This window comes from Corynebacterium sp. MSK218, assembly GCF_030232655.1.
Taxonomy (GTDB): Bacteria; Actinomycetota; Actinomycetes; order Mycobacteriales; family Mycobacteriaceae; genus Corynebacterium.
In genome coordinates this window covers 16309-28150 of the sequence record NZ_JASPGN010000013.1, presented here as the reverse complement: position 1 = coordinate 28150, position 11842 = coordinate 16309, and the positions used below count along the sequence as shown (strand labels likewise).

Here is an 11842-nt window from a genome sequence, read left to right as displayed (position 1 = left end):
CACAGTGACTGAATCTGTGTCCGACACTGTGCCACTGGACCCGTCTGACGTCTTCGGATCGCGTCTGCCGCTCGCGCAGAAATACCACGATTCGCTGGCTACGGATGGGTCCACCCGTGGTTTTATAGGCCCCCGCGAGGTCCCGCGCCTGTGGGAGCGCCACCTCATTAACTGCGCCGTGGTCGCGGAGGTAATGCCGCAGGGCGCCACACTTATCGACGTCGGTAGTGGCGCCGGCTTGCCCGGCATCCCGCTCGCCATCGCACGTCCCGACCTGAAGATCACTCTCATCGAGCCGCTACTGAAGCGCTCCACTTACCTCAACGAGGTCGTCGACCTGCTGGGCCTCGATAACGTCACCGTCATCCGCGGCCGCGCCGAGGAAGGCCCGGTGAAGAAGGCCGTCAAGGGCGCGGACATTGTGACCTCCCGCGCGGTGGCCCCGTTGGGCAAGCTGGCCAAGTGGTCCCTGCCGCTGGTTCGCAAGGGCGGAGAGATGATCGCTCTCAAGGGCTCCTCGGTGCACGAGGAGCTGGAGCGCGACGCAGCCGACATCAAGCGCGCCGGTGGCGGAAAAGCCGAGGTCATGACCATCCACGGCACCACCATTATCCGTGTCCCGCGCGTGAACTAAAGTAGACGGCATGACTCATCCTCGTCTTATCACCATCGCGAACCAGAAGGGCGGCGTGGGTAAAACCACCTCCGCCGTCAACCTTGCCGCCGCGCTCGCTGAGGCCGGCAAGAAGGTCCTGGTGATCGACTTGGACCCGCAGGGCAATGCCTCCACCGCGGTGGGCGCGGAGCACACCTCCGGCACCAAATCTAGCTATGAGGTTTTGTTGGGTGACTGCAGCGCGGAGGATGCGATGCAGCACTCCCCCGACGATGAAAACCTCTACTGTATCCCCGCCACCATCGACCTCGCCGGCGCGGAGATTGAAATGGTCTCCCTGGTTCGCCGCGAGTTTCGCCTGTATGACGCCCTGCACAACGGCTTCCTCGAAGAGCATGGCTTTGAGTACGTTTTTATTGACTGCCCACCGTCTCTAGGCTTGCTCACCATCAATGCGATGACGTGCGCAGAAGAGGTCATTATTCCCATTCAGTGCGAGTACTACGCCCTGGAGGGCGTGGGCCAGCTGCTGGGCAATATCTCCATGATCCGTGAGCACCTCAACGAGGATCTGCACATCTCCGGCGTGCTGCTCACCATGTTCGACGCCCGCACCAAGCTGGCAGAGCAGGTGGCCAATGAAGTGCGCGAGCAGTTCGGCGCCGTCGTTTTGGGCAACGTCATCCCGCGCTCCGTTCGCGTTTCGGAGGCGCCGGGTTATGGTAAGACGGTTATCGCTTATGACCCGTCGTCGACAGGCGCCCGCGCCTACGCCGCCGCTGCACGCGAGCTGGACAAGCGCGGTGATTACACGCCGCACCCCACCACAGGTGCTATTGGCGTGAGCCCGGAGATTTTCGCGGAACTGGAAGGATAGGAGCAACGGATGGCAAACAAGAAGGCAGAGCAGAAGCCGGAACAGCGTCAGGGTGGTCTGGGCAAGGGCTTGGCTGCGCTCATTCCGTCCGGCCCGGGTGCTCCATCCCGCAAGCCCCACTTGGGCGATTCCGCCGCGGACATCATTCTCGGTGCCTCCGCCGGCACACCAAAGGACGCCGGCACGAAGAAGGTCCAGGGCGCTCCGACCATTCAGCAGTCTTCCGGCTCAAAGAAGCGCCAGGCTAAACCTTCTGTCATTGGCGCGACTTACCGCGAGATTTCCGTCGGTGACATCCTCCCTAACCCGAAGCAGCCGCGTACCGTCTTTGACGAGGACGAACTGGCAGAACTGGTGCACTCCATCAAGGAGTTCGGTCTCCTGCAGCCAGTTGTAGTCCGCCCCTCCGAGGAAGGCGGCTTCGAGCTCATTATGGGTGAACGCCGCTGGCGCGCCTCCTCTAAGGCAGGTCTGGCCACTATCCCGGCTATCGTCCGCGACACCAAGGACGATGACCTCCTGCGTGATGCCCTGCTGGAGAACATCCACCGCGTGCAGCTCAACCCGCTGGAAGAGGCCCACGCCTACCAGCAGCTGTTGGAAGAATTCGACGTGACCCAGAACGAGCTTGCTGATCGCATCGGCCGCTCCCGCCCCCAGGTCACCAACATGATCCGCCTGCTCAAGCTGCCAGTCAACGTACAAAAACGCGTCGCTGCCGGCACCTTGTCCGGCGGTCATGCCCGCGCGCTGCTGGGCTTGCCGGATGCAGAAGCCATGGAGCTCATTGCGAACCGCATCGTGGCCGAAGGCCTGTCTGTGCGCGCCACGGAGGAAGCCGTCACCCTGTACAAACGTGAAGGTAAACCGGCCGAGCCTACGAAGAAGCAGGCCGCCCCACAGCCGCAGTTCTTCACTGACTCCGCTGAGCGCCTTGCCGATCGCTTCGACACCAAGGTCACCGTCACCATGGGCAAGCGCAAGGGCAAGATGGTCGTAGAGTTTGGTGACCAAGAAGACTTCGAGCGTATCTTGGCTCTCATTGAGGGAAACGAAAGCAGCTAGCTCCCAATCATGCTTATTGAGGCCGTCAAGGAAGGTGTTGCCATCAACCCCTTGGCGGCCCGATCCATTTTCTGGGAAATGAAGACCACGGTCGCTGATCCCGCCTTTGAGAAGGAAGCGTGGCTGAGCGCTACCTTGCTGAGCTACGGTGAGTGCGGTTTTACCGTGGGCGATGAGGCTACCGTCTTCTTTTGCCCACCGGAGCTTGCCCCCGGTGCGGCTAAGCTGCCCACCTCCCCGGTTTCTGAGGACGCCGTGTTGGTGTCTTCTTTGTTTGTGAAGTCGGAGCGCGCGGCGAAGGGCTTGGAAGCTGTGCTTCTCGACGCCACAATAATGCACCTCACCTCCCGCGATGCTACCGCGCTGGAAGCATTCGGTTACCGCGATGCCCGCCAGGCCGAGGACTTGTTGCGCGACAAACCCGGTCGCATTGGCCTGCTTCCAGTGGAAACCCTGGAGTCAGCTGGCTTCATGGTGGTGCAGGATCACCCCATTACGCCACGCCTGCGCCTTGAGCTGCCCCCTGCTTTTGATTTGCTCACCGCTGCCGCGGTGGAGGATCTCCTCGCCCGCGCCCTGGCGTAGGGCCTAGGCTTCAAAGACCTATTCAATGAACAGGCCCGGAAGTTCATTCTCACTGTTGCACGATGTTATTAAACCCCAGCATGCGCCTAGAAACCAACACAGAATAGTTCCCCAAAATCAACGCCCGGGTGTTACTCAATACTCACCCGGGCGTTACTGCTTGCTCACCACGGCGTTACTAAATCCGTGGTCCTAACACCCGCTGCGTTCGGCTTGGTCGATGTGGATTTGGTCAGGAAACCAGGATGAGGCCGCCGATCCAGCTAAGGAAACGGAAGGGGCCTATCGGTGCCAAATGGTGCCAAATGGTGCTACCCTAGTGTTATTGCCACCTGTTACGACAGGATCGGAAGAAGACCCTGGGACCCCAGCCGGACGACTGGACCCAGGGTCTTCGCCTGCCTCTAGAGGGAATCCGGGGTGGGACGTTTGAGGACCACTTTCTCGTGCAGCTTCTCCCAGTACTGCTCTTCCCCTAGATGGACGGAGTTCAGTGCTCCCAGAACGGCATCTGGAATCCAGAGCAGGGGATCATCGCCACCGCGTACGTGTCGCAGTCGGATGCCAGCACTTTGTCCCTGGCCCTGCAGGGCAACTATATGGGCGACGTCTCGTCTGTTTTGTACTTCTTGCCGGCTTTCCAAAGTGACGTTGTGGACGTGCATCTCGGAGAGCTCGAAGTACATCTGCTCCAAGCATTTCCTGCGGTGCCTCTCCGTCTTCTTGCTCACTTCACTCCGGTGGGTGATGATCGCTTGCATGGAGTCGATCTCAGAAAGGGTGTCCACGATTTTTCGGCGTCGGCTATTACGTTCGTCGGTCCAGTGAAGTTTGACCTGGCCAGGAAGTCGTAGTGGACGCAGCTCCTCGCGTATTTTTTCCAAGTCTTGAGAATCGATGATGGCTGCACACACCATGTACTCCTGCCGGTCTGGGGGTCTAAGGGCGGAGGACTCATCGATGTAGGCGACTAGCTGTGATTCCACCCTGAAATTGTAGCCTAGCCTTCAAAGACAACCTCCATATGGCGGGATGCAAGCCACGATCGCTGTGGTCAGAAAACAGCCACCAGGGAACTAGACAGCCGTTGTCTGTGTATAAAGAGAAGAAGGTGCCAAAGACCGTGCCAGTGAATCCGGCGCAAATTTCAATAAAATCTATCCCACACTTGCTCTGATCGCATATGTTTTGTTGTCCATCGGAGATGGAGAAAGCTGGCGCCGCAAGTTGACACTGTGATGGCGGACTTTCCAACCATCGAAGGCATAAGTCCTGAGAAAGATATGGGGTTCCCCGCTGAGTGGGGCGAGTTAGATATTTGGAATGGCGGAGAGCCAGAACAGTAGAGACCTATATTGTGCAGGAATTCTTGTTTTTGTGGAGCCACGTACCGTTGCCCCACTTCTCAAGAAGATCGCTCCGCGCGCAGGAGTTCGTCGAAGCGGTACGTGCCGGTCACGGCGGTGTCGTCATCGAGGAGATACAGGCGCTTGACGGCAACGACGATGGCCTCGGCGATGTCATCGCGGCAATCCGGGTTGGTGAGGATAGCCACGTCCTTGGGGCTGGTGAGGTATCCCAGCACCACCTGTACGACCGGCATCTGTGTCAGTCGCAGCAGCGCCCACGTGCGACCGTGGTTGCGGCAATTTCCCAGCTCAGTGCGTGCGACGATCTCACGCTGGATGAAACCGGAGAGTGTCTCGCCAATGAGGGAGGAGTTGCCAGACTCCGAGCCGAAGTAGAAGGTGGCCACGCCGTTGGCTTTCTCCGTGGGGTACTCATCGCAGGCAAGGGAAATGACAAAGTCGGCGTCGAAGGCGTTGGCTAGGCCAGCGCGGTCGCGTACGGAGGGATCGTCAGTACGCGGACGGGAGATGATGGTCTCCATGCCGGCGGCAATCATGCGGCCGGCGACGCGCTCAGCGAGATCCCAGAGGATTTCCTCTTCTGTGATGTCGCCATAGCGGCCTTTGACCGTGCGGCCGGTGTTGAAGCCGCCGAGGCTCGGGTCGATGACGACGCGCTTGCCAGCCAGCTTCGGGCCGGCGTTGCGCACGCGCTCACGCTCCTGGATATTGTGTGCCGAACCACCGGTGATGCGGCGGCCCAAAAGGCTGAGCGCGTTAATGGTGGCTGGGCCACAGATGCCGTCATTACGCAGGCCACAGTTGAGCTGGTATTCCGCCAAGGCGGCGTAGGTAGCCGGCCCAAAATGGCCATCAATGCGTTCCTGGTAGAAGCCGAGCTCCTGCAGCTGTTCCTGAAGTTGGGCGACGTCATCGCCCACCTGCAGGTTGCCCGGCTCGTAGGCCAGAACGCGGGCGCCCAAGGAATATGAGGCTTGGCGCAGCTCGCGCAGTGTCAGCTCATCGATGTCACCGCTGGGCACAATACCGCGCGACTGTTGGAAGGCCTTGAGGACTTGGGAGAGGTCAGCGTCAAACTGCTTATCGGTTTCGGAGTATTTCTGCTTCTTCCAGTCGGACAACGTCCCCTGGTAGTCCGTCATAAGACCGAGGCGGGCAAGGGTTGCGCGTGCTTCGGCGACCCGAACACTCTGGTCACCAACCCGTAGAACGCGGTTCACACCTACCCCTTTCGTGATCAAGGTGGGCGCACCTTGGTGCGCCGTCAACGAGTTAAAGAATACCAGTTAGAGCTGTTTCTTCACTTGTGCCACGATGTCAGCCTTGGAACGCAGGCCAACGAACTCATCCACCTTCTCGCCGTTGTTGAAGATCAGCACAGACGGGATGGACATGATCTGGAACATGGCACCCAGGGTGCGTTCCTCGTCCACGTTGACCTTGACCACGGAGACGTCATCGCCCAACTCTTCGGCGACTTCTTCGAGGATTGGGGATAGCTTCTTGCACGGCCCACACCATTCGGCCCAGAAGTCAACGACGACGGGTTTGCCTGCCTCCACGACGTCTGCGCGGAAGGAATCAGTAGTGACGTTCTTAATGTTGCTCATGTGATTACTAACGGTTATCGGCGAGGAAATGTTCCGCATCGATGGCCGCGCGGCAGCCGGAGCCCGCGGCGGTGATGGCCTGCTGGTAGTGGTCATCCACGAGGTCACCACAGGCGAAGACACCCGGCAGCGAGGTCTTGGTGGAAGGCTGCTCCACCACAACGTAGCCCGCCTCATTGGTTTCGACCTGGCCGTTGAGGAATCCGGAGCGCGGCTCGTGGCCAATGGCCACGAACATCGCGGTGACATCAAGCTCGCTGGTCTCACCAGTCAGTACATTCTTGACCTCAAGGCCACCGACCTTGCCGTCCTTCTCCAGGACGCGCTCTACGGTGGTGTTGGTAAGCCACTTAATCTGCTCGTTGTCCTTGGCGCGCTCCAGCATGATCTTGGAGGCGCGGAAGTTCTCCGAGCGGTGAATAATAGTGACGGTTTCGGCGAACTTGGTGAGGAAGGTGGCCTCCTCCATGGCGGAATCGCCACCGCCGACGACGGCAATGTTGTGGCCCTTGAAGAAGAAACCATCGCAGGTGGCACATGCGGAGACGCCGCGGCCGGCCAACTCGGATTCGCCCGGAATGCCCAGGTAGCGCGGAGCGGCACCGGTGGCCAGGATGACCGTGCGGGCCTCAAAGACTTCGTCACCGACGTGCAGCTTCTTCACGTCTCCGTCGAGCTCGATGGAGTCCACAACTTCCATGCGCAGGTCTGCACCGAAGCGAATAGCCTGGGCGCGCATTTCCTCCATGAGCTCTGGACCCATGATGCCCTTCTGGAAGCCCGGATAGTTCTCCACCTCGGTGGTGTTCATGAGCTCGCCGCCGTATTCAAATCCTTCGAAAACGATGGGCTTGAGCTCAGCACGCGCAGCATAGAGGGCTGCGGTGTAGCCGGCGGGGCCGGAGCCGACGATGGCAACATCGTGGATAGTCACTAAAAACTCCCTTGAGACGACAATTCCTGTAGAGAATCTGATCATGCCCGCGCATAAGGCGCAAAGGACACTGAGATTGTACTCGGGCCTAGTCTATCGCCGCACGCAGAACCTGTCGGGCCCGGGCACGCCGCGATTTCACCGTGCCAGGAGCCACGCCTTGGACCTTGGCCACCGTATCTATGGGATAGCCGGCGACGTCAGTCAGGTACAGCGCTTCGCGCTGGTCCTCGCGCAAGGTCTGCATGGCTTGGGCCACCGTGATGCGTTCCGCGAGGTGCTCGCTGGGATTGTGCGCGAGGGCGTAATTGCGGTCATCCTCAATAATCTCCGCATCCAGCGAGGCATTTTCCCGGTTGGAGCGGTGGTTGAGGAAGTCATATCCGGAGTTCATCACTAGGCGGTGCAGCCACGTGCTCAGTGCGGCATCATGCCGGTAGGACTGCATATTGCAGCTGGCTTTGAGCAACGCCTCCTGCACGATATCCTGCGCATCATCATCGTTGCGTGTGTAGCGCCGCGCCATGGCGGTCAGGCGCGCGCGATGCTTCTCGACGATTGCCGAAAAGGCCTTGGTATCTCCGCCAATGAAGGCGTCGACGAGTTCACGATCGGTCGGCTGAGCTGACAAGAAGAATCCCCCCGGAAACTACAGATGACAAACGGGTCACCACATGCCCCGGCCGCAGCCTGCTGGTGTGTGATTGTCCCCCCGTTAATGTGTCTGCGAGTCTACGGGAAGATTCTTCTGTCCGCTACGCGAAGCTTCCGCTTCGCAATGCAGTAAGTAGGATGCTTACTGCGTGGAATTCAAGTTCAATGTGTAGGTTAGCCGAATAAGAAGCTCTGGCAGATGGTGGGGTAACTCTGCTCTGGCATCTGGATCTTGGGATTAAGACTGGTCACGTGTGAGAAGGTTTCGTGTACAACTAGTGACATGAACTTTTTATTGCTCGGTGGTACCGGTTTCCTTGGAGGACACATAGCGGCTGCAGCAGTCGAGCGAGGACATGAAGTTACTTGCCTTGCACGGGGTAACGGGAAGGTTCCCAACGGAGCTGACTTTGTGAGTTCGGACCGTGACCGTGACGGTGCGTACGATGAGGTTGCGGGGAAAACTTGGGACACCATTGTGGATCTGACGAGTCAGCCGAAGCATGCGCGGGATGCGGCGGCGAAACTCCAGGCCAAGCATCGTATATTTGTGTCCTCGAGCAGCGTATATGAGGATCAGGGAAGTATTTCTTCTGAGTCTGATTCCGTAGTCGCTCCGCTTGAAAATGACTACATGGAGAACATGGGGCAGTACCCAGCCGCAAAGTCTGCTTGCGAAACGATATATCACAGGACAAAACGGTCGGTAATGGTAGTTCGACCCGGTCTGATCGCCGGCTACGGTGACGAAACAGGGCGCAGTGGTTACTACCCGTGGCGCTTCGCGCATCCCACGGGTGAGAACGTTATCGTCCCAGACCCAGCGTTTCCCGTCGCTATGATTGATGTGAAAGACCTTGCAGACTGGATAGTTGAGTCTGCAGAAGCTGGGACTTTCGGAACCTTTAACGCCACGGGCTTTGCTACTTCCTTGTCCGATGTGTTCAAGATTTCACGTGAGTTAACCGCATCGAAGGCTGCAGCGCGACCTTTTTCCGATGAACTGCTTCTCGCTTGTGATGTAACCCCGTGGATGGGCTCAAATTCGTTGCCGTTGTGGGTACCAGGTGAACAGTTTCGCAACATCGCGCTACTCGATTGCGCCGCAGCCTACGAAGCTGGCCTGCGGATTCGTCCGTTGAAGGAGACATTGGCGGATGCGCTGCGATTCGAAGAAGAACGACAGGGCGAAAGACTTGCTGGACTCAGCGATGAAGAGGAAGTCGTGCTTCGCCAGCGGTTAGAAAATGGTATTTAGTTTCGGCAGGAACAGTTTTAGTTGCAGTCGGGACCGTGGTCCCCGTGGTTCACATTTCACCTTGGTTCCAGAGTACCAAGATCTGCGGCGCTGGCGCTCGTTGGTGAGTTTGCGTGCCGCACCGAAGCTTTATGTACTTCTCGGTCCAATTCGTCGTGAGCATTGAGCAGAATTGGGTCCATCGCTAACGGGGTGTAGTGCTCCGCGAGTGACCGCTCGGGGTGTCGCTCGCGTGCCCGCAGAACCTATATGTGTTTCTGTGCACCTCCATATGTTGTCTGTTTTAGCGGTATTTCGTTGTAGATTCCGCAATTGCGCATCGAATAGTTATTTATTGCACGGCACGGACGTGGGCCGCTCGGCGCAGGGCGTCCTGGCATTCCAGCAGCACGCGGCGCAGCGCACGTGGGCGCTCGGTCGCCAAGAAGTCGCTCGTGGCGGAGTCGGCAAACTTAACGTCAGGGTAGAGGCCGCGCACCAGGCGGTTGGCAATCTCGATGGGGTGCTCCTCCCACAGCTTTGCTAGAGAATCGAAATACTCTTGAGCAAAGGCCTCGGTGAGGTGGGCCGAGCGCGGGGCGTTAAAGGCAGCGAGGAGGGAATCCACCTCGGCGTTGGAGTACTTACCCGGCGTGCGCACGAGGTCGAAGACCTCCCGCTTGACCTCCACTGACGGGAAGGCGTGGGAGGCGCCGAGGAAGGCGGCGGCACCGGTGAGCGTGTTATCGCGCTCCTTCTCAGCCTCCAGCTCTTCGGTGCTGACGGCATCGCGGGCGGCCAGCGCGCGCAGGATGGCCCAGCGAATGTCCGGGTCGAGGGCGAGGCCGTCGAGGGATCCGTCGAGAAGCGCGCGCAGGCGCTGCGTGCCGGACTCCTCCGGGGTAGCCGCGAGCGCCTGGATGGCGGCGCGGGCGAAGGTGAGCTGCGCGTCGGAGCCTGCCGGGGCCTGCTCCAGAACCTCCCACAGGCGCTCGGCATAGTCGGCGCGAATCTCCTCGCGCGCCTCCTCGCTCACGAAATGGTCGATGGCATAGCCGGCATTGGCAAAAGCAGTGGTCAGAAGCGTCGGGTTGGACTCCGCCGGGGCGTGGTTGAGCACGGTGTCGAGGTAGGAGCGCACCGGCCACTCGGCATCGCGGGTGAGGTTCCATAAGGAAGTCCAGATGACCGCGCGGGAGAGCTCATCGGGCACCTCGGAAAGCCGGGTGCGGATGGTCTCCAGGGAGGTCTCGTCGAAGCGGACCTTGGCGTAGGTGTGGTCGCCGTCGTTAAGCAGCAGTAACGCTGGGGCCTGGAGGCCGGATACCTCGTCGAGGATGGTGCGCTCGCCTTCCAGGTCCACGTCGAGGGTGGCGTACTTGTTCAGGGAGTCATCGAACAGCGCCACGTTGAGGCGGTGCGGGCGTGTGGTGTCCTCGGCGTCGACCGTGATGGCGAGCTCGTGAATCTTATCTCCGTCCGTGTGCAGCTCCGGGGTGAGCGTGTCCGGGCCCCACGTGCGCAGCCAGGCTGTGGACCAAGCGTCGAGGTCACGGTCGGTGTGCTTCTTCAACGCCTTGAGCAGATCCTCGAAGGTCGCGGCACCGAAGGCATGCTCCTGGAAGTAGTCGCGCGCGCCGGCGTAGAAGTTCTCGCGGCCGACGTAGTGCACCAGCTGCTTGAGCACCGCCGCGCCTTTGGCATAAGTAATGCCGTCGAAGTTCTGGCGCGCGGCATCGACGTCTGGGATCTCGGCCTTGATGGGATGCGTGGTGGGCAGCTGATCCTGCAGGTAGGCCCAGTTCTTGCGCTGGCCGGCGAAGTTGACCCACGCCTCGGTGTACTCGGTGGCATGCACCGAGGAATCCGCACCCATGAACTCCGCGAAGGACTCCTTGAGCCACAGGTCATCCCACCACTGCGGGGTGACCAGGTCACCGAACCACATGTGGGACATCTCGTGCAGGATGGTGTTCGTGCGCCCGGCATGCTGCGCGCGGGTAGCGGCGGAACGGTACAGGTAATGCTCCGTAAAGGTCACCAGGCCGGGGTTCTCCATCGCACCCAGGTTGTATTCCGGCACGAAGATGGAATCGTACTTTCCCCACGGGTAGGGGTAGCCATAGTTGTTGTGGAAGAAGTCCATGCCTTGTGCTGTGACCTGCAGGATTTCATCATCCAGGTGCTCCGCCATGGAGGCGCGGGCAAAGGCGCGCAGCTCCACTTCCAAGGACTCATCGGGTGCGGTCCAGGTGCTGTGCTTCTCGACGTACGGCCCCGCCGCAAACGCCGTCAGATACGTTGACAGCAACGGGGTCGGCGCGAAGTGCGCTACTTCCCCTCTATCCGTTTTCTCGCGGCCAACCTCCGGCTGGTTGCTGAGGAGCTGCCAGCCTTCCGGGCCGGTGAGGTGCACCTCGTAGCTGGCTTTGAGGTCCGGCTGGTCAAAGCAGGGGAAGATGCGGCGCGCATCAGATGGCTCGAGGTGCGAGTAGAGGTACGTGGTGTCATCGGCTTGGTCGTGCATGCGGTGCAGGCCCTGGCCGGTGCGTGAGTAATAGGAGGAGCCGGTGATCTCCACGGTGAGCTCCTCCCCTACTGGAAGATTGCTCAGGTAGACCCGTCCGCCGTCGAAGGTGTTTTCCACCTCTTCGCCATTGACGCGCACTGCATGCACGGCCTTGCCCAAGTAATCCACGAAGGTTTTGGGCTCGGTGGTGGTGAAGCTAATGCGCGAGGTGACCTCGTAAGAGTCGGCGTCGGTGGGCGCGCTCGTGACATCGAGGTGCAGCTCGTAGGTGCTCAAACGCAGCGCGGCGCTGCGGGCGGTGGCTTCTGCGTGGGTGAGGTTTGCGGTAGTCATGCGCTACATCTTAAACTCCGCTGCGGTGCGC

Annotated in this window: 12 protein-coding genes; 5 read left to right on the top strand and 7 right to left on the bottom strand. The window is 60.0% G+C overall.

From position 1 onward, the window contains the following. Nucleotides 1–4: 4 nt before the first annotated feature. Genes rsmG through QP922_RS10430 form a run of 4 tightly spaced genes read left to right on the top strand, consistent with a single transcriptional unit; the run spans nucleotide 5 to nucleotide 3143 of the window. The gene (rsmG, locus tag QP922_RS10445) at nucleotides 5–634 is read left to right on the top strand and encodes a 16S rRNA (guanine(527)-N(7))-methyltransferase RsmG (protein ID WP_070524939.1); all 630 of its coding nucleotides are present in this window, start codon (nucleotides 5–7) and stop codon (nucleotides 632–634) included. A gap of 10 nt (nucleotides 635–644) precedes the next feature. Next, on the top strand, nucleotides 645–1493 hold the full coding sequence (locus QP922_RS10440; RefSeq protein WP_070521927.1) for a ParA family protein: 849 nt from the start codon (nucleotides 645–647) through the stop codon (nucleotides 1491–1493). 9 nt (nucleotides 1494–1502) lie between these two features. After that, nucleotides 1503–2558, top strand: coding sequence for a ParB/RepB/Spo0J family partition protein (locus QP922_RS10435; RefSeq protein ID WP_284809381.1), 1056 nt, complete (start codon nucleotides 1503–1505; stop codon nucleotides 2556–2558). Between the two features lie 9 nt (nucleotides 2559–2567). Next, complete coding sequence (locus QP922_RS10430; RefSeq protein ID WP_284809380.1) at nucleotides 2568–3143, top strand: hypothetical protein; 576 nt, start codon at nucleotides 2568–2570, stop codon at nucleotides 3141–3143. A 404-nt stretch (nucleotides 3144–3547) separates the two neighbouring features. Here the strand turns inward: QP922_RS10430 and QP922_RS10425 are convergent, their stop codons facing one another. From QP922_RS10425 to QP922_RS10405, 5 genes are all read right to left on the bottom strand, one after another. Further along, nucleotides 3548–4129, bottom strand: a complete 582-nt coding sequence (locus QP922_RS10425; RefSeq protein WP_284809379.1) for a hypothetical protein — start codon at nucleotides 4127–4129, stop codon at nucleotides 3548–3550. A gap of 419 nt (nucleotides 4130–4548) precedes the next feature. Next, on the bottom strand, nucleotides 4549–5733 hold the full coding sequence (locus QP922_RS10420) for an N-acetylmuramoyl-L-alanine amidase (protein ID WP_284809378.1): 1185 nt from the start codon (nucleotides 5731–5733) through the stop codon (nucleotides 4549–4551). A 66-nt stretch (nucleotides 5734–5799) separates the two neighbouring features. Further along, complete coding sequence (gene trxA, locus QP922_RS10415; protein ID WP_070669482.1) at nucleotides 5800–6123, bottom strand: thioredoxin; 324 nt, start codon at nucleotides 6121–6123, stop codon at nucleotides 5800–5802. A 7-nt stretch (nucleotides 6124–6130) separates the two neighbouring features. Beyond that, a complete protein-coding gene (gene trxB, locus QP922_RS10410) occupies nucleotides 6131–7057 on the bottom strand; it encodes a thioredoxin-disulfide reductase (protein ID WP_284809376.1) in 927 nt (308 codons plus the stop codon). An 88-nt stretch (nucleotides 7058–7145) separates the two neighbouring features. Further along, a complete protein-coding gene (locus QP922_RS10405; RefSeq protein WP_284809375.1) occupies nucleotides 7146–7688 on the bottom strand; it encodes an RNA polymerase sigma factor in 543 nt (180 codons plus the stop codon). Between the two features lie 306 nt (nucleotides 7689–7994). Between QP922_RS10405 and QP922_RS10400 the strand changes: the two genes are divergently transcribed. Then, nucleotides 7995–8969 (top strand): NAD-dependent epimerase/dehydratase family protein, encoded by a 975-nt coding sequence (locus QP922_RS10400; RefSeq protein ID WP_284809374.1) that lies wholly within the window; start codon nucleotides 7995–7997, stop codon nucleotides 8967–8969. Nucleotides 8970–9025: 56 nt separating this feature from the next. On the opposite strand, the gene QP922_RS12945 is transcribed toward QP922_RS10400, so the two are convergent. Further along, complete coding sequence (locus tag QP922_RS12945) at nucleotides 9026–9211, bottom strand: type IIL restriction-modification enzyme MmeI (protein WP_350309358.1); 186 nt, start codon at nucleotides 9209–9211, stop codon at nucleotides 9026–9028. Between the two features lie 89 nt (nucleotides 9212–9300). Further along, nucleotides 9301–11811, bottom strand: coding sequence for an aminopeptidase N (pepN, locus tag QP922_RS10395; RefSeq protein ID WP_284809373.1), 2511 nt, complete (start codon nucleotides 11809–11811; stop codon nucleotides 9301–9303). Nucleotides 11812–11842: the final 31 nt, after the last annotated feature.

Excerpts from the sequence above, each read along its gene's own strand:
- QP922_RS10440 (WP_070521927.1), top strand. The coding sequence starts at position 645 with ATGACTCATCCTCGTCTTATCACCATCGCGAACCAGAAGGGCGGCGTG.
- QP922_RS10435 (WP_284809381.1), top strand. The coding sequence starts at position 1,503 with ATGGCAAACAAGAAGGCAGAGCAGAAGCCGGAACAGCGTCAGGGTGGT.
- QP922_RS10430 (WP_284809380.1), top strand. The coding sequence starts at position 2,568 with ATGCTTATTGAGGCCGTCAAGGAAGGTGTTGCCATCAACCCCTTGGCG.
- trxA (WP_070669482.1), bottom strand. The coding sequence starts at position 6,123 with ATGAGCAACATTAAGAACGTCACTACTGATTCCTTCCGCGCAGACGTC.
- QP922_RS10400 (WP_284809374.1), top strand. The coding sequence starts at position 7,995 with ATGAACTTTTTATTGCTCGGTGGTACCGGTTTCCTTGGAGGACACATA.
- pepN (WP_284809373.1), bottom strand. The coding sequence starts at position 11,811 with ATGACTACCGCAAACCTCACCCACGCAGAAGCCACCGCCCGCAGCGCC.